The 21918-nt window shown below is 64.6% G+C and carries 21 protein-coding genes and 3 pseudogenes; 19 read left to right on the plus strand and 5 right to left on the minus strand.

Annotated features, from left to right (window positions below; genetic code table 11):
• Positions 1 to 212: 212 nt before the first annotated feature.
• The gene (locus BST47_RS22700; RefSeq protein ID WP_083127934.1) at positions 213 to 878 is read left to right on the plus strand and encodes a DUF305 domain-containing protein; all 666 of its coding nucleotides are present in this window, start codon (positions 213 to 215) and stop codon (positions 876 to 878) included.
• Between the two features lie 518 nt (positions 879 to 1396).
• Here the strand turns inward: BST47_RS22700 and BST47_RS22710 are convergent.
• Complete coding sequence (locus BST47_RS22710; RefSeq protein WP_083127907.1) at positions 1397 to 2554, minus strand: sensor histidine kinase; 1158 nt, start codon at positions 2552 to 2554, stop codon at positions 1397 to 1399.
• Entirely contained in the window at positions 2554 to 3309 is a 756-nt protein-coding gene (locus BST47_RS22715) for a response regulator (protein WP_083127908.1), read from the minus strand. Before BST47_RS22715 ends, BST47_RS22710 begins: the two co-directional genes overlap by 1 nt.
• A gap of 116 nt (positions 3310 to 3425) precedes the next feature.
• On the opposite strand from BST47_RS22715, the gene BST47_RS22720 reads away from it, so the two are divergent.
• Both BST47_RS22720 and BST47_RS22725 read left to right on the plus strand, forming a co-directional pair.
• Positions 3426 to 3656: a hypothetical protein gene (locus BST47_RS22720; protein ID WP_083127909.1), complete on the plus strand. Its 231-nt coding sequence runs from the start codon at positions 3426 to 3428 to the stop codon at positions 3654 to 3656.
• The gene (locus BST47_RS22725) at positions 3656 to 5170 is read left to right on the plus strand and encodes a multicopper oxidase family protein (protein ID WP_083127910.1); all 1515 of its coding nucleotides are present in this window, start codon (positions 3656 to 3658) and stop codon (positions 5168 to 5170) included. The genes BST47_RS22720 and BST47_RS22725 overlap by 1 nt, the downstream gene beginning before the upstream one ends.
• 30 nt (positions 5171 to 5200) lie before the next feature.
• Here BST47_RS22725 and ripA read toward each other — a convergent pair whose 3' ends face one another.
• Complete coding sequence (ripA, locus tag BST47_RS22730; RefSeq protein WP_083127911.1) at positions 5201 to 6619, minus strand: NlpC/P60 family peptidoglycan endopeptidase RipA; 1419 nt, start codon at positions 6617 to 6619, stop codon at positions 5201 to 5203.
• Positions 6620 to 6971: 352 nt separating this feature from the next.
• Here ripA and BST47_RS22735 point away from each other — a divergent pair, with 352 nt between their 5' ends.
• The 10 genes and pseudogenes from BST47_RS22735 to BST47_RS22780 form a co-directional block, all read left to right on the plus strand.
• Positions 6972 to 8237 carry a L,D-transpeptidase gene (locus BST47_RS22735; protein ID WP_107529060.1) on the plus strand — a complete coding sequence of 422 codons (1266 nt, stop codon included), beginning with the start codon at positions 6972 to 6974 and terminating at the stop codon, positions 8235 to 8237.
• A gap of 104 nt (positions 8238 to 8341) precedes the next feature.
• Positions 8342 to 8839: a hypothetical protein gene (locus tag BST47_RS22740; protein ID WP_083127913.1), complete on the plus strand. Its 498-nt coding sequence runs from the start codon at positions 8342 to 8344 to the stop codon at positions 8837 to 8839.
• Positions 8839 to 9462, plus strand: coding sequence for a TlpA family protein disulfide reductase (locus BST47_RS22745; RefSeq protein ID WP_083127914.1), 624 nt, complete (start codon positions 8839 to 8841; stop codon positions 9460 to 9462). The genes BST47_RS22740 and BST47_RS22745 overlap by 1 nt, the downstream gene beginning before the upstream one ends.
• Positions 9462 to 9887: a BlaI/MecI/CopY family transcriptional regulator gene (locus BST47_RS22750; RefSeq protein ID WP_083127935.1), complete on the plus strand. Its 426-nt coding sequence runs from the start codon at positions 9462 to 9464 to the stop codon at positions 9885 to 9887. Before BST47_RS22745 ends, BST47_RS22750 begins: the two co-directional genes overlap by 1 nt.
• Entirely contained in the window at positions 9884 to 10786 is a 903-nt protein-coding gene (locus BST47_RS22755; protein ID WP_234809825.1) for a M56 family metallopeptidase, read from the plus strand. The genes BST47_RS22750 and BST47_RS22755 overlap by 4 nt, the downstream gene beginning before the upstream one ends.
• Before the next feature lie 632 nt (positions 10787 to 11418).
• The gene (locus tag BST47_RS22760) at positions 11419 to 11598 is read left to right on the plus strand and encodes a hypothetical protein (protein ID WP_133056238.1); all 180 of its coding nucleotides are present in this window, start codon (positions 11419 to 11421) and stop codon (positions 11596 to 11598) included.
• Positions 11599 to 11902: 304 nt separating this feature from the next.
• Positions 11903 to 12685, plus strand: coding sequence for a L,D-transpeptidase (locus BST47_RS22765; RefSeq protein ID WP_083127916.1), 783 nt, complete (start codon positions 11903 to 11905; stop codon positions 12683 to 12685).
• A 164-nt stretch (positions 12686 to 12849) separates the two neighbouring features.
• Positions 12850 to 13239 (plus strand): BlaI/MecI/CopY family transcriptional regulator, encoded by a 390-nt coding sequence (locus BST47_RS22770; protein ID WP_083127938.1) that lies wholly within the window; start codon positions 12850 to 12852, stop codon positions 13237 to 13239.
• On the plus strand, positions 13236 to 14180 hold the full coding sequence (locus tag BST47_RS22775) for a M56 family metallopeptidase (protein ID WP_083127917.1): 945 nt from the start codon (positions 13236 to 13238) through the stop codon (positions 14178 to 14180). The genes BST47_RS22770 and BST47_RS22775 overlap by 4 nt, the downstream gene beginning before the upstream one ends.
• Before the next feature lie 77 nt (positions 14181 to 14257).
• Positions 14258 to 14611, plus strand: a pseudogene (locus BST47_RS22780) (M23 family metallopeptidase); the annotation flags it as partial.
• Positions 14612 to 14900: 289 nt separating this feature from the next.
• Here BST47_RS22780 and BST47_RS31685 read toward each other — a convergent pair.
• Both BST47_RS31685 and BST47_RS31690 read right to left on the minus strand, forming a co-directional pair.
• The gene (locus tag BST47_RS31685) at positions 14901 to 15239 is read right to left on the minus strand and encodes a hypothetical protein (RefSeq protein WP_420094057.1); all 339 of its coding nucleotides are present in this window, start codon (positions 15237 to 15239) and stop codon (positions 14901 to 14903) included.
• Positions 15240 to 15286: 47 nt separating this feature from the next.
• Positions 15287 to 15475, minus strand: coding sequence for a hypothetical protein (locus BST47_RS31690; RefSeq protein ID WP_420094058.1), 189 nt, complete (start codon positions 15473 to 15475; stop codon positions 15287 to 15289).
• 625 nt (positions 15476 to 16100) lie between these two features.
• Between BST47_RS31690 and lpqS the strand changes: the two genes are divergently transcribed.
• The 6 genes and pseudogenes from lpqS to BST47_RS22815 all read left to right on the plus strand — a co-directional run.
• On the plus strand, positions 16101 to 16526 hold the full coding sequence (gene lpqS, locus BST47_RS22795) for a putative copper homeostasis (lipo)protein LpqS (RefSeq protein WP_234809826.1): 426 nt from the start codon (positions 16101 to 16103) through the stop codon (positions 16524 to 16526).
• A 113-nt stretch (positions 16527 to 16639) separates the two neighbouring features.
• Entirely contained in the window at positions 16640 to 17749 is a 1110-nt protein-coding gene (locus tag BST47_RS22800) for a PLP-dependent cysteine synthase family protein (protein ID WP_083127920.1), read from the plus strand.
• Entirely contained in the window at positions 17749 to 19008 is a 1260-nt protein-coding gene (locus BST47_RS22805; RefSeq protein ID WP_207568667.1) for an MFS transporter, read from the plus strand. The genes BST47_RS22800 and BST47_RS22805 overlap by 1 nt, the downstream gene beginning before the upstream one ends.
• Before the next feature lie 423 nt (positions 19009 to 19431).
• Positions 19432 to 19731 (plus strand): hypothetical protein, encoded by a 300-nt coding sequence (locus tag BST47_RS22810; protein ID WP_083127922.1) that lies wholly within the window; start codon positions 19432 to 19434, stop codon positions 19729 to 19731.
• 406 nt (positions 19732 to 20137) lie between these two features.
• A pseudogene (locus BST47_RS31260) lies at positions 20138 to 20374 on the plus strand (IS3 family transposase); the annotation flags it as partial.
• Between the two features lie 675 nt (positions 20375 to 21049).
• Positions 21050 to 21841: pseudogene (locus tag BST47_RS22815) on the plus strand (IS481 family transposase); the annotation flags it as partial.
• Between the last annotated feature and the right edge of the window lie 77 nt (positions 21842 to 21918).

Consider the following 21918-nt stretch of genomic DNA (forward strand, 5'->3'; position numbering starts at 1 on the left):
CGCGATGGGCTTGATCGGGCCGAGGTCCGGCGCAACCAGCGGTCTTTACCGATTCTCCATCGAAAATCGAGCCGTCCCTTAGGTCTTGGTCCCATGCTGGTAGCCGACGAGTGGACAGCCAATCGCCGTTGATGCCCGGCATGCGCTCACCGGCGGGCGCATCGTCCACCAGGGACACAGTACGGCTGCCGATGACTAAGGAAGGAATTCGTGTGCACATCAAACGGTTCGTTACCATCGCTGCCTCTGCGGCGGCGGTCGCGGTGGCGTTGAGCGCCTGTAGCAACGACAACCCGCGGGGCGAGCATGACATGTCGTCCATGACGACCTCGGCTGCGGCGACGCCGGCACCCTCAACGCCGGCCGGTGGCGGTGCGCAGGCCCAGGCCCACAACGACGCGGACGTCAGCTTCGCGCAGGGAATGATCCCCCACCATCAACAGGCGATCGAGATGAGCGACATGCTGCTGGCCAAGCAGGGCATCGACCCGCGCGTGGTGTCGCTGGCCAACCAAATCAAGGCGGCTCAAGGGCCCGAAATCCAACAACTGCAGGGCTGGCTGACGGATTGGGGCGTGGCCACGACATCGCCCGGCGGCGGCATGCCCGGAATGCCAGGACATGACATGGGGGACATGAGCGGCGGCGGAGGCATGATGTCTGAGCAAGACATGGCCGCCCTGCGCGACGCGCAAGGTGTCGAGGCCAGCAGGCTGTTCTTGACGCAGATGACCGAGCACCACCAAGGCGCCATCACTATGGCGCAAACCGAGGTCGACAGCGGTCAGTTCGCGCCCGCAATCGAGATGGCGCGGTCGATCATCTCCTCTCAGCAGGAGGAAATCGACACGATGCAGCAGATCCTCGGGTCACTGTAGGGCCGAGCCGCCAACCTGAGGCGGCGAACTTTCCTCCGTGTCCCCGTGCCGGTGTTGTCCCTCCGGCACGGGGACCGCACTTTGGTGAGACCCACGTGGTGGCGGCCGGCGCTCGGACAGCCAACGCGTTTGTGCCACGGGCCGGCGGGTACCCACATTTCTGGAAGCCGATACCCTACCTGGGTAGGGTACGGCGCAATCCGAGGGAGTTGGTATGCGGCGGCCCGGTGGCCCAGCTGCGCCAACCGGCCGCGCAGTACTTTCAAACCAACATCTGATTCACTACCAGTGGCTACACCACTTTCCCGCCGCTGCAATGCGCGCAGTCGACAGTCGGCATCAACCGGCTGATCTTCTCCGTCGACTCTCCCTACACCGACAACGCCTCGGCACGGGCGCTGCTCGATAGGGCGCCGGATCAGTCCCGCAGACCGCCAGAGGCTTGCGCGTGGCACCGTGGAGGCACTGCTGCGGGTGTGAGAACTCCATCCGCAGAACAATTTTGGATGCTTGAACGGTCAGCGTGCCCGCCCAACCGTGCCGGCGTGCGCTGAGGCCAGGTTGCGTGGCAGCGGAAGCGTGATGGTGAACGTTGTCCCGGTCCCCGCACCCTGGCTGCTGGCGCTGATGTGGCCGCCGTGTGCCTCAACGAGCGCCTTGGCAATGGCCAGGCCAAGCCCGGAGCCCCCGTGGTCGCGGGTGCGCGCCGTATCGGCGCGGTACAACCGTTCGAACACATGCGGTAAGTGCTCCGCGGCGATGCCCTCGCCGGTGTCGGTGACCCGTAGCAGGAGTTGGGTGCCGTCGGTGCCGGCGTGCACGTCAACCCGCCGGTGCGGTGGTGTGTGCCGTAGCGCGTTGTCGAGGAGGTTCGCCAGTACCTGGGACAGTCGCTGCTCATCGCCCCACAGCGGCGGCAGCTCGGTGGTGGGCAGATGCGTCGACAACGACACGGCCTTGGCGCGGTAGCGCCCGCTCAGCGCGGCCGCCGTGTTGGTGATCAGCACGGCGACGTCAATGTCGGCGAACTCCAGCGAAGTCGCGCTTTCCTCAGCCTGCGCGAGGGCGGCAACGTCCTCGGCGAAACGCACCAGGCGCTGAGTCTGGTCGCGCAGCATCGCGGTGGTGGCGGGAGTCAATGACCGCACACCGTCCTCGATGGCCTCGGTGTAGGCCTGCAAAACCGATACAGGAGTGCGTATTTCGTGGGCAAGATCGGCGAACAGCTGGCGGCGGCTGGTGTCGACAGCCTGCAGTTGGGCGGCCATTTGGTTGAACGCTTGCGCCAGCGAGTCGAAGTCCTCACCGAGGTGCGGCGGTGATACCCGGATCCCATAGCGGCCCTCGGCGACCGCGGTGGCCGCCGACGCCACTTCGGTGATGGAGCGCTGCAGTCTGCGGCTGACGTACCAGCTGACCGCGAACGCGACCAACGCCGAGACTGCAACTGCGCCGCCGACCGATAGCGCGGTGGCGTACTGGTAGGCCTGGTCGGCGTGGAACTCCTCGGCGGAACCGGCAGCCACGCCGGCTTGGTGTAGATGTTCACGAAACAGCGGGGGCCCCACGATCGCGGCGACCACCCAGGTGGTGATGGCGCCGGCCAGCAACACCATGGTTTGAGCGATCAGCAGCCGCATGCCGATGCCGGGCCGCCGACGCATCGGCGTGGCCATCACTGCCCGCTTCCCATGCGGTATCCAACGCCGCGAACGGTGATGACGTAACGCGGCGCGGCTGGATCGTCGCCCAGTTTGCGTCGCACATGGCCGATATGGACATCAACGAGGTGTTCGTTACCGACCCAGGGCCCCTCGCGCACGGTCTCAAGCAACTGGCGGCGGCTCAGTACCACGCCCGGGCGCGCCGACAGGGCGGCGAGTATGTCAAATTCGGTGCGGGTCAACAGGATCAGTTCACCATCCAGGGACACTTCCCGCGCCGCCACATCGATACGCAACGGCCCAAACGACAGCGGGGCCGGTAGGTCGCCGCCGCGGTCGCTGGCGGGCTCGGGGGTGGCGCGCGGGCGCCGCAGCATCGCGCGGATGCGCGCCACCAGTTCGCGTGGGCTGAAGGGTTTGACGACATAATCGTCGGCGCCGACAGTGAGTCCCACGATGGTGTCCATTTCGGTGTCGCGGGCGGTGAGCATGACCACGTAGGCGTCGGAGAAGGTGCGCAGCTGGCGGCACACTTCTAACCCGTCCATGCCGGGCAGCCCGAGGTCGAGGATCACCACGTCGGGGTCGAAGTCGCGGGCCACGGCCACAGCATCGGGACCGTTGTCGACGATGCGGGTGGTGAAGTGCTCGCGATTCAGGTAGCTGGCCACCACCTCAGCCAGCGCGGCCTCGTCATCGACCACGAGCGCCCGGTAGCCTCGCGCATCCTCACCCGAGGGCACTGATGTGTTGCTCATGGAGCTCATGGTGCCGGGTCACCGCTGCGCGGTGACGCCCCGCGGCATTCTTCAACGAATCTTCACACGACCTCTATCGTTTCGGCGGCTTGCGGCTCGCATGGTGGTCAGCGAAGGAGGCCGCTATGAGTATGGGATGGGCGCCAGTGGCGTTCGACGCCGCCGGGGAATGGCAGCTCTGGCTGGCGCTGACCGGTGTACTGGTCTTGTGTTGGGGGCTCGTCGTTGTCGCCACGGCCACACTGTTCGGCGGCCCGGTGGGTGGGCGCCATAGTGGCCGATTGGCCAGCCCTTACTGGGGCGGCAACCGCAGCGACAAACCAACGCGTGACGGATCGCGACAGGAATCTCGGTAGTGGCGGGGTCACCGGGGAGCGGGCAGTGGAGTCGGCGAAGCTTTCTTGCTGCAACGGTGGCGGCTGGGGCGACTCTGGCGGCATGCACGCGCGACAGCAGCGTCGTCGTGCCCAAGAATGCGGTGGCCGACGCCGAGGCGCGGCGTCCGCACAGTGGGCGCACGGTTTCCGCGACGCTCACCGCGGATCGGGCGCGCGTGGACCTCGGCGGTACGGTCGCCGAATCGGTGTCCTACAACGGCACGGTCCCCGGGCCCCTGGTGCGAGCATCGGTGGGCGACGAACTGGCCGTCACGGTGCGCAACCGGCTCGGCCGCACCACATCGGTGCACTGGCATGGCATCGCGCTGCGCAACGACATGGACGGCGCATCGCCGGCCACGCGGGACATCGACGCTGGCCGTGACTTCACCTACCGGTTCTCGGTTCCGCATCCGGGCACCTACTGGGCCCATCCGCATACTGGTCTGGACGCCGACACCGGCCTGTATTTCCCCGTCATCGTCGACGATCCCAACGAACCTGGCGACTATGACGCCGAGTGGGTGGTCATGCTGGATGACTGGACTGAGGGAGTCGGGTCCAGCCCGGCCCAGATCTATGACGGGCTGCGCGACGCGTCAGCGCCCGGGCACGATATGCCCGGGATGGACGACATGCCCGGTATGGGCATGGTGCCGGGGGTCGGCGGAGTGGGGCGCAGCGCGCTGCTCGGTGGCGACGCCGGAGACGTCAGCTACCCCTATCATCTGGTCAATGGGCGTATTCCACAGGCGCCCAGCACCTTTCGGGTCAAAGCAGGTCAGCGCGTGCGGGTTCGGCTGATCAACGCCGGCTCCGACACGGCCTTTCGGGTCGCGTTGGCCGGGCACAAGTTGACGGTGACCCACACCGACGGATTCCCTGTCGTGCCAACCGAGGTTGACGCGGTGCTGCTGGGAATGGGGGAGCGCTACGACGTGGTGGTCACCGCTGGCGACGGCGTCTTCCCGCTCGTTGCTGCCGCCGAAGGCAAGAACGCATCGGCACGTGCCTTGTTGGTTAGCGGCTCGGGTTCCCCGCCCGTCCCCGAGTATGCGCCGCCCGAACTGCAGGGTCGGGTAGGCACGGTTGGGACCTTCGCCGCGGCGGCAGGTGCGGTGCTGCCCGCCGGGCGCGCCGATGTCGAGCTTTCAGCCGATTTGGCCGGGTCGATGATGAGATACGACTGGACCATCAACGGCCGCGCCTTCTCCAATACCCGGCCTTTGGAAGTGCTTGAAGGCCAACGCGTCACGTTGTCGTTCAACAACACCTCAATGATGTGGCATCCCATGCATCTGCACGGCCATACCTTCGAGGTGCTGACAGCCGAGGGGCGCCCAGGGGCCCGTAAGGACACCGTGATCGTGCTGCCCATGCAGCACCTCCAGGTGTCGTTCATCGCGGACAACCCTGGTGAGTGGATGATGCACTGCCACAACACCTATCACCAGGAAGCTGGCATGATGACGAGCCTTAACTACACGAGCTGACCGTGTGACGACGGCAGCTGAACGGGTAGATCAGTACTCGATCAGCCGGGTGACGTAGGGCATCATGCCGCTGGTCCGCACGGGGGCGATGCGGACCTGTGAGCCGGTGTAAGGAGCTTCGAGCATCTGCCCGTTGCCCAGGTACATCGATTCGTGTTGGCTGGCGTCGGGGCCGTAGAAAATCAGATCCCCGCGACGCATCTGTGATGAAGGAATCTTGCGCCCCGCGTTGTACTGTGACCCGGAGTAGTGATCCAGTTTGATGCCGACGCCGGCGAAGGCGTACAAGTACAGGCCCGAGCAGTCGAACCCGACGGTGTCGGCGCCCCCATCGATACCTCGTGAGGGGCCGTTGGCGTTGCCGCCGCCCCACGAGTAGGGCACGCCGAGCTGCGACATGGCGCGGCGGATGACGAGTTCCATCGCCTGCTGGCCGGATGCGCGCGGGATGCGGCCGTTGGTGAAGCCGGGATCGGCGGGTGCGGACGCTTGGGGCAGTATCCCTAGCTGGGTGAGGAATTTGCGGCCCATGTCGGCGGTCAGCTGCGCCGAGGTTGACGAGATCTGCAGCACTGAGTTGATGATGGCGATGGGATCGCCAGTGACGTTGGCGCTGGGCACCATCGGCAGGGTGGTGTCCCATTGACTGGTGTCTGTCGGGCCCGGCGTCCGCGCGGGGCTTTGCGGGTCCCATCGGTCCGGTGACTGCGGCGCGGCGCCCGCGGCGCCCACCGGTGGCGCGTTGCCGGGTGCAATTGGCGGACGAGCCGCGGTCAACCTGGCTTGGGCGGTGTCGCGGGCGGCCACCAGCCGATTGACTTCGGCCTGCTGGCCACTGAATTGGCGTTGCGCGTTGGTCAGCGCGCTCACCGCGGCCTGTTGGCTTCGTTCGGCGTCGGTGGCTGCCTGATCGGCACGCTGTTGGGCTGCGCGCGAAGCCGAGGCCTTGTTCGCCTGCTCGCTGCGGGCGCGCTGCAGCGAGGTCAGCGCGTTGCGGTGGCTCAGCGCTAGGGTTTCTTCGGCGCGAGCGGTCGCAATGATGTCCTCGGGGCTGGACGCCCCCAGCAGCGCCCGGGGTGGGCCATTGATGTAGGTGGCGGCGGCGAAGTCATCGAAGCGCCGCTGCGCTGCGGTGATCGCCGCGTCGGCGTCGGTCAGTGCCTGCTCATTGCTTCTCACCTCGGCACGGGCGGCGTCGGCGGCCTCCCGAGCCTTTGCGACCTCGACCAGGGCCTTGTTGACACCTTCCTGCTGGCCTTGAATCTGCCCGCCGATATCGGCCAGCCGCTGATTGGCTTGCGCGAGACCCGCGACCAACGCCGACATGTCTGAGCCGGAATGGCTGGTTGCGTCATGGGAAGCCGCTGCGGTACCCCACGAATAGCCCAGCAGGGTGGCACAGACAATGACGGCGGCGAGGCCTCTGACGTGATGGCGTACAGACCTCATCAGATGATCTCCCTTAGCGGGGTGCGCGGGCGCGTCACCGTCGGCAGGTCTTCGGTCATACTCCTGTGGGACAGCTACGGACTGTGCGAGTAAGCAGGTGTGCAGTACGTAGACGAAACGTACATCACTACTGTCTCACTGGAAACATTCGTCACAGTCTCACTCTGATAACGGATCAAGATCGATTGATATTGATTGGAGCCCGCGTCGAACATTTGCCTAGCGTGAACCGCTCGCTGCGCAGCGACGGCGTAACCCGTCTCCATGTAACTACTATGTAGAATAGTAGTTACGGGTGGCGCTGCTCTTGTTGGTGGCGCATACCTTAATCAGACAAAGGGAGATGCGTTTGATGATCGGTGGTCGGCTTAAAGTCTTTGTGCTTGCCGCCGTTTTACTGATCACCGCGGTGCTGGGAGCCGGGGTGGGCGTCTACCTGTGGCGCTGCGGCACTGACTGCACACCGGCCGCCTCCTCCACCGATGCGCAGGCCGGTGGCACTACAGCAGCGCTGGGGCCCGCGGTGCTCGCCATCAGCCCCGGGCGCGGCGCCACCGATGTCGATCCGCTGGCGCCGGTGACCGTCACTGCGACGTCGGGCACGTTGTCTGAGGTGGTTATGGTCAATGAGCAGGGGCGCCGCATCGTCGGCATCGTCACCCCCGACAAGACTTTCTGGAAACCCGGTGTGCCGCTGGGCTATGGACGCACATATACTGTCACCGCGACCGCCGTCGGTGCACACGGGACTTCTATACAGCAGGTTTCGACCTTCACGACGCTGACGCCGGGCAACCAAACCAAGGTGTCGCTGACCACGATGGCCGGGACCGCCCTGCGCGATGGCGCTACCTATGGCATCGGCACCGTTGTAGTGGCCCACTTCGATGAACCGATCACCGATAAGGCGGCCGCCGAGCGACGACTGTCGGTGACTGCCTCACCACCGATGCGCGGCTCGTGGTACTGGCTTGACGACCAGAACGCGCATTGGCGCCCACCACAGTATTATTCGCCGGGAACGGTGGTGACCGTTGAGGCCGACATCTATGGTGCACCGCTGGGTCAGAGCCTGTACGGCCAAGAGGATGCCCGGGTCAGCTTCAGAATCGGCGATGCCCATGTGTCGGTCGCTGATGATTTGACCAAGCAGGTGAGCGTCTATAGCAACGGCCAATTGGTGCGCACCATGCCGACCTCGATGGGGATGGGCGGCACCGAAACGGTTAACGGGCAGACGATTTCGTTTTGGACTCAGCGCGGCATCTACACGGTCATGGACAAAGCCGACCAGGTGGTGATGGATTCGTCGACCTACGGTCTGCCCATCAATTCGCGGCTGGGCTACCGCGAAACGATTTCACTCGCCACCCGGATCAGTACGGACGGGGTTTATCTGCACCGGCTCGACAGCACTGTGTGGGCGCAGGGCAACACCAATGTCTCTCATGGCTGCTTGAACCTCAACTCAGACAACGCTCGATGGTTCTTCGACTTCTCCGTGCCCGGTGACATCGTCGAGGTCCGCAACACCGGTGGCGAGGCTCTGCAGGTGTGGCAGAACGGCGATTGGAGTATGCCTTGGGACAAGTGGTTGAAGGGCAGCGCGCTGTCGTGACTACCGCGCGGCCTGGCGCCGCGATCGCCCACCTGACTAAGTACTATTAGAGTTAGTACTGAGCTGGAGGATGTTTCGGACTGCGAGCGCGGGATGGTGATCAGATGTCGGGGCGTGGTGTGGTGTGGCTGCAATTGGCCGTCGCGGTGGTAGCGGCGGCAGTCGTCGCTGTGGCCGTCGGTGTGCCCAGTGCCGTGCTCGCCAATCCCATCTTCGTGCGCATGACCCCGGTACCGTGGTGGAGCTATCTTGTATGGGCGCTGACGGCGTTGCTCAGCGGTGTGCTCGCGGCGACCTATGTTCATCGTCGTGCCACCGTATCCGCGTCCACGGGGCGAATCGGAATCGTCGCTAACGTCGGCTCGGTGCTGGCCGTGGGCTGCCCGGTGTGTAACAAACTGGTGGTGGCAGCTCTCGGCGTGAGCGGGGCACTGACGGTGTGGGCGCCGATTCAGCCTCTGCTCGCGGCGGCGTCCTTGGGACTGCTGAGCTGGGCGCTGTGGCGAAGGTTGGTGACATTTCGGTCCTGCCCGGCGGGGGGCGACAGCGCGCCGTCGCCCCCGATGACTTTGGCGCCGTCGGCGCCCGAACGCGACAACTAGTGCTGCGAAGTCGATCGCTGGGCGTGTTGATCGTCGCCGCGGCGGTCACCGTCGCTGGTGTCCTCATCAGCGACGTTGAGCTGTCCGTACCCGCCGGGCAGCAACGCAGCGCGGACAGCCCCGAGCTCGGTGCGGACCCCGCAGGCACTGAAACCGGCGCCACTCCGTGCCCGGTGTCAGTATCTGGCGCCGTCGCGGTGCCGACACTGTCCGGGGCGATGGCCCGCTGCCTGGGATCTGCGCAGCCGGTAGATGTGGGTGCGGCGGTGAGCGGTGCGCCGACGCTGCTCAATCTCTGGGCGTCGTGGTGCGCACCGTGTCGCGCGGAGATGTCGGTGCTCGATGCTTACAAAGACACGCCGGGCGCGGTGCGGGTGGTTGGTATCAACGTGCGCGATCGGCCAGGTTCGGCGGCGGTTCTGGCCCGCGACCTGCGCATCGGCTATCCCTCGTTTACTGAAGCTGATGAGGTGGCCGGCGCGTTGGGCGCACCCCAACTGCTGCCGCTGAGTTACCTTGTCGACACCGACGGATCTGTGCGCCGGCTCCCGATGGTGGTGTTTGGCGATGTCGCGCGGGTCTCCGAAACGGTCGCCGCCGCGCGTAGAGAAAGGCAAGAATGATGACACCGCGCAAAACAACCGGCCGGACGACGCGGCGCACCCCACCGCGCGAGACGCGCCCGCTTCCCGGGCTGGGCGAGTTGGAGGCGGCAATCATGGATGTGGTTTGGCGCGCCGACGATGCAGTACGGGTCCGCGACGTCCTCGACGAACTCGAATCCGTCCGCAACCCCGCCTATACGACCGTGATGACCGTGATGGACAATCTCTACCGCAAGGGGTGGTTGAGCCGTGAGCTCGACGGCCGCGCGTACATCTACCAAGCCACTCGTGACCGCATACAGGCGGCCACCGACGCGCTGCGCGAATTACTTGCCGACAGTGGCGATCCCGCCGCGGCGCTGCTGCACTTCGCGCGCAGCGCCACCACCGCGGAGTCGCGAGCTTTGACTCGCGGGCTCAAGGAACGGGGCCGACAGCGGTGACCGCACTGATGTGGTGGACCATCGGCGGTATCGCCGTCGGCGTCTTCACACCGCCAATATTGCGGGCGTTGACGCGTCGCGGCACCGATGCCGCGGTGCTGTTGACCGTGTGGGCGGCGCTGGTATGCATAACGCTCGCCGCGGTCGCACTGCCGGGTCTGGCCGAACTGCTTCACCGGTGCTGGCTGGCGCTGCACGCCGGTCCACCCGGGCGGGTCGACACCGTCGCGGGAATTTTCAGCGCTGCCGCGGTGGGCGTCGCGGCGTTACGCGGAGGTTGGCAGCTGAGGCGCACCGGCCGGCAACGGCGTCGCTTGCACGACAAACACGTCGAGCTGGCTTGGTTGCTGACCGGGCGCACGCCGCGACCGGGCGCGGTGTTGTGGCTGCCTGCTTCCGAGCCGCTGGCCTACAGCCTGGCAGGCAATCCGGCGCTGGTAGTGATGAGCACCGGGCTTCAGCAGTGCCTCGACAGCGCAGCCGTGCGCGCCGTCGAAGCTCATGAGCGTGCCCACGTCCGCCGGCGCCATCATCTGCTGATCGCCGTCGCCCAGGCCGCCGCCGCGGGATTGGGATGGCTGCCGTTGATGCGCCAGTCACCCTCATTGGTCCGCACGCTCGTTGAGCTGGACGCCGACGCGCATGCGGCCCGTTCCCACGGAAACCTTGGGCTACGCCGGGCGCTGCAGACATTGCAGAGCGCTTCGGCGCCGACGCCGGCGCTGGGCATCGCCAGTGAATGCACTCAGCTGCGACTGGCCCGGCTGGCCAGCAGCCGTCCGTCTGCGGGCCGCTTGGCCGGATCCAGCGCTGCCTGGGGCGCAGCGCTCGTGCTGGGCATGACCACGTTGCTCACCTTCGCCGCCCTCACAGGGCTAGCGTCCTGTACCGCGGGCTGACGAGGCGGATCGCCTGCTGCGGCAATCTCTTACTGCAGGTAAGTACTACGCTAGGCCACCTGTTGTGGGGCGCTGCGGCGTGGCCGCGCCACTGAGTGCCCTCCCGAGCAACACGACGGCTCGGCTCACCGTAGCGCTCGGCGAAAAACGAAGGGAGCAGAACGCTTTCATGGAAACCCGAATGTGAATCAAAATGCGCTGCATCCCGGCAGTAGATTCGCTCCCTCCCGCTGGGAGTGGCCATCGCGCCCGTGGGAGGGCAGTTCATCATTATGGTGAGCCCGAATGGCTGTATGTATCGCCGCGAGCGCGCCCAGCGGCTCACGAGGCCCGTCTATTGTCACGCATCCACTGGCGTGTCTGCAGTGGCATGGCCGCCGAGTGATCCGACGTCACGAAGACGCAGTCCAGCGCCGTTGGCTGGACTCGCATCGAATGCGACCCACCGTGCGCGTTCCCGACTTACGCCCCATCTAGTACTAGTCTAAATAGTAGATAATCGGGTCGTATCGGAAAGGAGCGCCGTGGCGCGAGGCGAAAGAGTCCAGGCCTCGCGCCGAGGGGCGGATCGAGATCGACGCCGCTGGGCGCGCTTCAGACGCGCGGTGGGTTCCCTGCTCATCGTGGTGGGCTTGGCGGTGGCGACCGCGCATCTGATTGCTCATTTCGCGAACATGCGAGTCGTCGGGGCGCTGGATCTGCTGATCGGCTTTCCGATGGCCGCCACGTTGGTCCTCGTGGGCTTGTTATTGATAGAACTGCAATCAACGCCGCCCAGATCGAGTCGTCGACACGACAGGCACGTGATGTGATCACCTCGTTGAAGCTGTCGGGGCATCAACTAGCAGAGAATCTGCGGCAGCGACGCAAATGTCGCTCAGGACAACGCCGTGGTAACGCGATGTGCCGTCTGCGCCCATTGACTGGACGGTGGCCTGGTTCTCGAACGGCAAAGCTGTTCATGCGACTTAGATCAGTCACTGGCCGGAGTGTTTGACATGACCGCGAGAACATCTGCGGCGGCCACCTCTCGGTCTCGCCAAGTCATCTGTCGCCGGGTGTAACACCAGCGCGCCGCTTACCGGCATACGTAGTACGTACGTAAGATGGGGTTAGTTGCGCATCGCGGTGAAAGGAGGGCTCGTGCACGCCACGCTTCGCGGGCTATTGATATTGACCGTCACGGCAGCCGTGGTGGCGTTGGCGTCACCGCCGGTGGGGTCGGGAGCAGCGGCATCCTCAAGCGTGGATGGCCGGGTCGCGATGGTACGTCCAAAACCTGACCAGGTGGTTGGTGTCGGGCATCCGGTGTTGGTGGGGTTCAGTGGGCCCGTCGAGGACCGCGCGGCAGCTGAGGGCAGCATTACTGTGACGGCGTCGCGGCCGGTGGAAGGTGAGTTCACCTGGCTGACCGATCGTCTCGTGGAGTGGAATCCGGACGGCTTCTGGCCGGCGCACTCGAGGGTCACGGTGCGCGTTGGTGGCTTGAAGACCGACTTCACTACCGGGGCGGCGGTGGTGGGTGTGGCCGATATCTCGGCGCACACGTTCACGGTGAGTATTGACGACCAGGTAGTGCGTGAAATGCCGGCGTCGCTGGGCAAGCCAGGCTTCGATACTCCGGTGGGGGCGTTCAAAGTGCTGGAGAAACAGCGCAACGTGGTCTTCGATTCGCGCACAATCGGAATTCCACTCGACGACCCAGAGGGATATTTGATCGACGGGGAGTATGGCGTGCGGGTGACGTGGGGCGGCGTCTATATACATTCGGCGCCGTGGTCCGTTGGGTCGCAGGGCTCGGCGAACGTTAGCCACGGCTGCATCAATTTAAGTCCAGAGAACGCCGAATGGTATTTCAACACTGTCAAGGTCGGCGACCCGGTGATCGTGCAGAGCTAGCGACTGAACGCGCGCGCGACGGAACTTGGCCCGGCTGCCAGATCCCTCAGCCGACCACCCAGCGTCCGGCACTTGGGCGGTCACGCCGACATTTTGCGCGTCACAGCAGGGCAAGACGTCCGGTGCGAGGTAGGCTCGACCACGACATTGTGGGAGGCGAAACGGTGCGTGTACGAGGATTCGGCGAGCTGGAAGCCGTGGTGATGGACCGGGTGTGGGATCGCGATCCCGAGATGGTAACGGTGCGCGACATCTTCGAAGAGCTCACGGCGGAGCGTCGCATTGCCTACACAACGGTGATGTCGACGATGGACAACCTGCACACGAAGGGGTGGCTCGAGCGGGAGCGCGATGGCCGGGCCTACCGGTATTGGGCCAACTTGACCCGCGAGGAACATACTGCCCGGTTGATGCGTGAAGCCCTCAATGGGGGAGGACGCTCGGAGCTGGTGCTCAGCTACTTCATCGAGCAGATCGGACCCAAGGAAACCGAGCGGCTCAGGGAAGCGATGCGGCGGCTTGCGAGGCGGTCGAGCAGGGCCAAGAAGCGGTGAACGCCGCGGCGTGCCTGCTGCTCTACAGCGTCGCGGTGATCGTGTTCGGCCCATCGGTGTTGGGCTTTCTTACCCGTGGTGGGCACGCGCCCAGATCTGGAGTCGCCGCCTGGTTGATCGCGATCGGCAGTGTCCTGCTGAGCTGGCTGACCGTTGTTGTGCTCATGATTCTCGATGTGCTTGCGCACCGGAACGACGGCGGCTCATTCGTCGTGTCGTGCGTCAGGTGGCTGTGTGACCTGGCCGAGGGCAAGGCGGGGAGTGCACCGCAGGCGATGCTGCTGGCTTCGGCTGTAGCCGTGATCGGTGTCGTCGCGGTCATCGGCGTGCGGCTCGTGCGTACCGTTAGGCGGCTGCGTGCGCACGCTTACGAGCATGCCCAAGCGGTCCGACTGGTGGGCCGCCCGACCGGCGAACGCGACGTGTTTGTTGTCGACGCCGCCGAGCGCACCGCGTATTGCGTGGCAGGAAAGCCACCTGCGATCGTGGTCACCTCCGCCGCCGTCGCGGCCCTCGGCGAGCGGGAGCTAGCGGCCGTGATCGCGCATGAGCGCGCCCATCTTGATGGGCATCACCCCAGAATCGTTACAGCGCTGCGCGGTTTGGCGTTGGTCATTCCCCGTCTTGCCCTGACGACGCGCGGTGCCGCCGAGGTATCGCGGTTGCTGGAAATGTGCGCCGACGATGCTGCCTCGCGCCGGCATGGCAACGGGGCACTGCTGACCGGGTTGATGACTTTGGCCGCGGGCGCCCCGACCGCGGCGCTAGGCGCTGCCGACGTCGCGGTCTTGAATCGCGCTGAGCGCCTTGCCCTTCCGCCTGCACTTCGTGTCCGCGTACGTGCGCAGGCCGCTCTTACCAGCGCGACGGCGACGATGGCCGTTGCCCCGCTGGGCATACTTGCGCTTGGCGCATCGGGGATCCTTATGTGTGGCGGCTAGTCGGCACTCACTGCGCCCTGGTCGCACATTCGTTGCTTCGTCGGCGCCGATGGGACTGGGTCCCCGGGAGACGGAACTACCGTTGGGGGGCGCTGCACAGCGGGGTCGACATCGTCAACGCGATCGGTACACCCATCGATGCTGTCGCCGACGGCGTCGTCATCGCCGCCGGCCCCGTGGCCGGGTTCGGCATCTGGGTCAAGCTGCGCCACGCCGATGACACGGTCTCCCTGTTCGCCCATCTCAACAGCACGACCGCAAATGTCGGTGACCGGGTGATGGCTGGCGATCAGGTCGCCACGATGGGAAACACAGGAAACTCCACCGGACCGCATCTACACCTGGAAGTTCACGTCAACGGCACCGACCGGGTCGATCCCGGCCCGTGGTTGGCCACGAGAGGCCTAACCGTTGGCGATCTCGTCGGATAGGCCCTCTCCTTCGAGGCCGCTCGGCGGCAGCGCTCGATTATCAACTCGGGGCGACACTGCAGAAGCGGACGCGCCTGCAGTGAGTCATGCAGGCTCAGGCGCTTAGCTGCACGCCAAGGCATACTAAGATAGGTAGTACTATCTTAGCCCGTACAAGTTCGGAAGGTCGTCTATTGCCATGAGTCCCATCCGGCGCCTGTCACGAAGCCCCAAACCGTCGATATACACGCCGATATACCGGCGGGAGCGGTCTCGCCGTCTGCTGGGCTGGCTGCTCGTCGGGGTGGGCTCAGTGATGGCATTCGCGCACGTATACACACACCTTGCACAGATGCGCATCGTCGGCTACCAGGATCTGCTGCTGGGTTATCCCATGGCGGGGATGCTGGTGCTGGCCGGCTTCATGCTCGTTGGCTGGGCCGCCAAACCCGGCCGTTGACGCGGTGGTCCGCCGAATCCGCAATGTCACCGGTGGGTGATGGGGATTGAGGATCCGGCCGGTGAGCGTCACGATCAGCGTCGCGGCGGCGATCGCGATGAGCGCCCACCGCAATAGCGGCGCCCACCGCGTCGCGGGAGTGAAGCTATTGACCAGGTATGCGGGCTCGAAGAATTCGGTATCCGCCACGACCCTGCCCTGCGGGGTAATCACCGCGCTGATGCCCGTGGTACCAGCTACGACGAGGCTGCGGCCATGCTCGATGGCCCGGATTTTGGCGAATGCAACTGCTGGCGGCTCATCTGCTCGTTGAACGTGGCGTTGTTGCTCGCGACCGCCAGCATCTGCGCGCCGTTGAGCACTGCCTCGCGGGCGGCCCGATCGAAGATGACCTCCCGTTCCGAACCAGAACCCGAGCGGTCCACCGGCGGAGCAGTAGCCCCACAGTCCGAACCTGGACGGCGATTTCACCGCATCCGCCTCAGCCACGCCGTGATGTCGTGATGCTCGCTCCCGGGGGTTGTATCGCGTCGATCGGGCACCCGCAAACCTTGTCCGCCCGGCAAGTTAGCTGGCATCTCCTTGTAAGGTCCGCGACGGCCCATTTGCGGTATGGGCAGAGTGAAAATGCGGTGATTTCTATGCGCTTCTGTCGGTGTCAGAGAGCTTGTCGGGCAGCTTGACCAGGGCATTGATCTATTCAACGCGACGGCAATCGGTGTGGTAACAGTGGGATTGCTGGTTCCAGTGTGACATGGGCAATCGACCCGCCAGAAAATACCCGCGCCGGGTCAAAGCTCGCTGGGAATGGCCGTGGAAGTGCCGCGTGATTGCTACGTACTATAATAGTAAATGAGCTGTGCATATGTTTGGCAGCTGATGCACACCGCCGGAAATAAACGAAACCAATTGCTCAAGTAAGACAGTCATGCAGATCACATAGTCAGCATGTCTCACCTGCGTAGCCGGTTCATACCGTCGAATCGCGAGCGCATAACGACATGGACTCGACTCGAAGACCTACGGAGGATGGCCGTACAAGCTGCTACAGTGGGCGACATTGTGAGGTACAACGAGGCCCCCACGAAATGGCGACTGCGGTCGGTGATCGCGCTGACAGTCGCTTTTTGGGCGCTGCTCATCGGCGGTGCACCAGCCTCGCCGTGGACGGAAACATCGGACAACCACGCGGCCCACGTACTCACAGCCACCACGGCCGACCAGTTAGCTGTCGTTTCGGATCATTCGCACCTTGGACGAGATGTCGCAGCCAAGTTCCCAGACACCTTCGCTACCGCTGTGCTGCCACGGGCAACTTCCGTTTTGGTGGCCCTCGGGCTGGCTCTCGCGGTGGTGGCGGCCTGGCTGTACGGCGGCCAAGGGATCTTAGGAACGGTTCGCGGGCCACCGGATGGCCCTAAAACTGTTACGTCGGGCCGCCAGTTGCTGGCCTGCTTCTGTATTTCGCGGCGCTGATCGGGCAGCGCCAGACCGACCGCGCTCACACGAGAGCGGCTGGTCGCTACCCGCTGCCCTTTGTCAATTGCCGCGCAGTCAAGCCGCGGCGCTAGTACAGAAGCGACGCCAATATGACCAATGTTCTGTCCATCCATTCCACCGACTATCACTTCGCGCGCCAGCGCGGGCTGGGCCGAAATCACCGGCCGGGCACGATGGTGGGACATACCCCGGTGCTGCGGATATCCGCGCCGTTCGGTGACCATAAGCGCGGCTTCTGGGCCAAGCTGGAAGGTTCTAATCCCGGCGGCATGAAAGACCGGCCCGCCATGTACATGGTGGAGCGCGGCAGGGCTCGCGGTGACCTGCGACCCGGTGCGCGCATCGTGGAATCGACCAGCGGCACCCTGGGGTTGGGGTTGGCCCTGGCCGGCACCGTGTACGGGCACCCCGTGACCTTGGTCGCCGACCCTGGCATGGAGCCGATCATGCACCGGATGCTGTCGGCCTACGGCGCCGACATCGACGTGGTGACCGATCCGCATCCGCAGGGCGGCTGGCAGCAGGCCCGCCGAGACCGCGTCGCTGAGTTACTGGATGCCCATCCACATTCGTGGTATCCCGACCAGTACAACAATCCTGACAACGTGGACGCGTACCAGGGCCTGGCGCTCGAGCTGCACGCGCAGCTGGGCCACATCGACGTGCTGGTGTGCTCAGTGGGCACCGGCGGTCACTCAGCGGGTGTAGCGCGCGTCTTGCGTCAGTTCAATCCCGATTTGCGGTTGATCGGGGTGGATACCGTCGGGTCGACCATCTTCGGCCAACCGGCGGCTACCCGCTTGATGCGCGGGCTGGGCTCGAGCATCTATCCGCGCAACGTCGACTACGACGCGTTCGATGAGGTGCACTGGGTAGCTCCGGCCGAGGCGGTGCGGGCGTGCCGCACACTGGCGGCAACCCACTTCGCTAGCGGCGGGTGGAGCGTCGGCGCCGTCGCGCTCGTCGCCGGCTGGGTCGCCCGAACCCACCCGGTGGACACGACCATCGCCGCCGTCTTTCCCGACGGACCGCAACGCTACTTCGACACCATCTACAACGACGACTATTGCCGCCAGCACGGCCTTCTCGGTGGACATCCGCCCGAAGAGCCGGCAATCATCGGGCATCCGACCGAACAGGTCGTCAACTCCTGGACTCGGTGCGTCAATGTGGTCGATCCGGTGCAGGGTGACCGCTGATGGGTTTGGTCCGGCAATTCAGCAGCTTCGGCTGGCCCAGCCGCATCCTGATGGTCAACCAGTTCGGCATCAACCTCGGGTTCTACATGTTGATGCCGTATCTGGCCGGTTATCTGGCGGGTCCGCTGGGCCTGGCGGCATGGGCAATCGGTTTGGTTCTGGGAGTGCGCAACTTCTCCCAGCAGGGCATGTTCATCATCGGCGGTACCCTCGCTGACCGGCTCGGCTATAAGCCGCTGATCGTTGCCGGCTGCCTGTTGCGCACTGTCGGATTCGGGCTGCTGATCTTCGCGCACTCACTGCCTGCCATCCTGATCGCCTCGGCGGCAACGGGTTTCGCGGGAGCACTGTTCAACCCGGCGGTGCGCGCTTACCTCGCTGCTGATTCCGGAGACCGCAGGGTCGAAGCGTTCGCCATGTTCAATGTGTTTTATCAGGCCGGCATCCTGGCCGGCCCACTGGCAGGACTAGCGCTGCTGGTGGTGAACTTCCGCATTGTGGCTGGCGTCGCGGCTGCAGTGTTCGCCGTGCTGACGGTGGCGCAGCTGTTCGCGTTGCCTCAGCACAGCGCCGACCCGCTCGCTGAGAAGTCGGCCATACTCGACGACTGGCGCATCGTCGTGGCCAATCGATCCTTTCTGTGGTTCGCCGCCGCGATGATCGGCTCCTACGTGTTGAGTTTCCAGGTCTATCTGGCTTTGCCGCTGCACGCCGCAGCGTTGGCCCCGCAACACGAATCACTGCTCGTTGCAGCGGTATTCGTCGTTTCCGGGCTCGTCGCGGTGGGCGGGCAACTGCGCATCACGCGATGGTTTTCGGCTCGCTGGGGCGCCGGACGATCTCTGGCGATCGGCATGACGATTCTGTCGATGTCCTTCGTGCCACTGTTGGTGGTTCCCAACACCGGCCGCTTCGGCGCCGCGGCGGCCATCGTGGCATTGCTGGTGTCGGCGACGCTGCTGGCGGTCGGATCGGCGGCCGTGTTCCCCTTTGAGATGGACACGGTGGTGTCCTTGGCGGGCAACCGCCTTGTGGCGACGCACTATGGGTTCTACAACACCATCGTCGGAATTGGCATCCTGATCGGCAATCTCGCTACCGGTGCACTCCTGCAGGCCGCCCGCGACGCCGGCGCCGACGAACTGCTCTGGGGCGGACTCGCACTGGTGGGATTGGTAGCAGGATTTGCGTTGCATCGACTTGACCGCCGCGGACGTCTAGCGCCCGCGCCAGTACTGGCTACATCGGCGCGAGGGTGAGTCATCGCGCTTTTGAGCCGGCGCGCCGGGCGTGAGCACGACGAAAGGGGCGGCGAAATGGCCGCTGCACGTTGGGCCGTCGATTCGATGGGATAACAGCCCGGCGTACCCAAACCCCTAACGTCAACGCCGAAAACATAATCGGATAGAGCCCGACACATAGTGATTCAAGGCCGCGCGTTGACCGCGTCGGTGTTTTCTGCACGCCCGCTGACGCGGGCTCGTTGCAGCGCTGCCCGTAGGTGCATGTTGAGGCTGCGGTCAGGGTGAAAAGCGTTGGCACATAGGATATTTACTTGTTGCCGAATCGTGGCGCGTTTCGCTTGGCATGCGTCTACAACCATGTATCCTCGAATTAACTACTAGTTAGCGCAGTACTAAGCCAGCGATATATGTGCTGTGGTACGCGAGAGGAGAACAACCATGAAGATGACAACTGCGGCGGCCATTGCTCTTTCAGTAATCGCCACGTTCATGATCGGGTCGGCACAACCGGCCGCTGCGGCGCCAGCCGGACCGCGCACGGTGCAGGACACTGTCACCAGTTTAGAGTCAAACGGATACAAGGTGATCCTCAACAAGGTGGGGTCGGCGCCGTTGGAGCAGTGCACGGTCACCGGCGTGCGCCCAGGCCGCGACGTCACCGAATTTCGCCAGAATCGCAGGGACCAACTCGTCGAGCGCGTCTTGTACACGACGGTCTACGTCGACGCTTCCTGCTGACCTAGGGCGGGACGGGGTGGTCTCGTTGTCGTGCGACTACCCCATTCCGGCTCCTGAGGCGCTGCGGATTGGCAGCGAATTGTGCTGCACCGAAGGGCCGTTCGCGCTGTAGCCCTGCCTGAGGAAAGCTGCGAACGCAGTATCGCGCCTCAAGCGAGGGATGTATCAACGTGGATCGGACCAGCGGTGTGCGACCGCCCGTATGGGAATCAGCGTTATCGTAGATCTCCCGCTACGCGGGGCGTATCACCGTGAGTGCAGGGGTCGCGCGCCGCTCAGTCGCCACCCGATCAGTGAGGGTTTCGACTCAAATGATCACGCATCAGACGCGGACCAAAGATGTTGTGCTATCGGCCATGCCGTCGGGCCACCCGCTGGCCCGGCAATGGCTTGGCTTAAGCGGGCCAACGCCCTTGCCGGAGCGGTGAACGAGTACTACAAATCCGAACTCATCTACGGGCCCGCTCACACCGACCCCTGGAAAACCATCGAGGACGTCGAGTTGGCCACCATGAACTGGGTGTGCTGACACCACAACACCCGACTACACAGCTACCTCGATGACGTATCGCCAGCGGAAATCGAAGCCACGTCCTACGCTGGTACACACCGGACCTACCAACACCAGGTCGAAATTTGGTAGCCCGGGCCTCCGAGAGAGCCAGGGCGATTCACTACGGGTGACTAGTTGCATTACCGTCGTGGCCGGTCTTGGAATGCGGGACCGGTTGGGGGGGCAGAGTTCCCAGATCCCGCTCCAGGCGGGCGCATTCCGCGGGTGTAGTGCACGGCCGCCCCAGCACCGCTGGTGCGTCGGGGTTCCCCGGGGTGACGTCTTGAGGTGTTCTGGGAACGAGGTGGGGCACACACGTCCCAGTCAAGGGATCTGGTTCCTCGCCGGATATACACGGTTCCGCCGACGCGGTCGGCTCGCCGGTCACAACCGGGGCAAGGACCAACGACAGCCCAGCAACGATTGCAATGCCCATCTTCATCCCGATACCCATGCCGGCATAGCCCCGCCAGCGCATGTTGTGGTCGTACCAAAACATCACAGCATCTCCTCTCATCATCTGCTCGTCACCTATCCGACAGCGTCGCCGTCGGGCTGGCCTATCAGAAAGAGCAGTTGGTACCGAGTCGAAACGACTTTTGTCATCTTTTTGGCATCGAGTCGTCCGTTGAGGCCGGTCCGCCGAGACCACCGCGTCTAGTTGTACTGGGACAGGACGTTGGTAGCAGGCGTGTTGGCTTGGTGCGAGGAGAACCCCCGGGTGAGGTGTGGCTTGTATAGGTCCACCACCGTCCGGAGGTTCTCGTGTCCCACCGTAACGCCCGTACAACATTCCACGGCCGACTGCTGATAGTGCACCGGTATCAGGCCGGCTGGGCCAAAGCCCATATCGCCAAGGCAATGGGGGTCTCGCGCAAGTGCGTCCACACCTGGATCACTCGCTACCAAACTGAGGGAGAAGCCGGCCTGTTTGACCGGTCCTCGCGCCCGCACACGACGCCCACCCGGGTTGCGCACAGCCTGGAAAATCAGATCGTGGCCTGGCGGCGGCGTCACCGCTGCGGACCCGACGAGATCAGCGCGAAGCTGGGGGTATGTGCCCGCACGGTGTCGCGCGTGCTGCGTCGACGCGGCGTGCCCTATTTGCGTGACTGCGACCCGATGACCGGCCAGGTGATCCGCTCCTCCAAAGCCACCGCCGTCCGCTATGAACGGTCCCGGCCCGGTGAACTAGTCCATATGGACGTCAAGAAACTGGGCCGCATCCCCGACGGGGGCGGTTGGCGCGCACACGGCAGGGGAAACACCGGCTTAGATGTCAACCGGCGCAATGGGTTCGATTACATCCACTCACTCGTCGATGACCACAGCCGACTGGCCTACAGCGAGATCCTTCCCGACGAGAAAGGCTCCAGCTGCGCTGAATTCCTGCGTCGCGCAGCGGCCTACTTCGGCGCTCACGGCATCCCCGTCATCGAGGAGATCATGACCGACAACGCCTGGGCCTACCGATACTCACTACGCGAAGTCAGCGCTGAACTGGGCGCGCGCCAGATCTTCATGAAACCGCACTGCCCCTGGCAGAACGGCAAGGTGTGTGAAGACTGTTACTCGACGTTGTACCGGCTCGGTCTGACCCCGGCCAAGGTATGACCAAGGTGTCCTGCGTTCGA

The organism is Mycolicibacterium tusciae, assembly GCF_002086795.1.
GTDB lineage: Bacteria > Actinomycetota > Actinomycetes > Mycobacteriales > Mycobacteriaceae > Mycobacterium > Mycobacterium tusciae.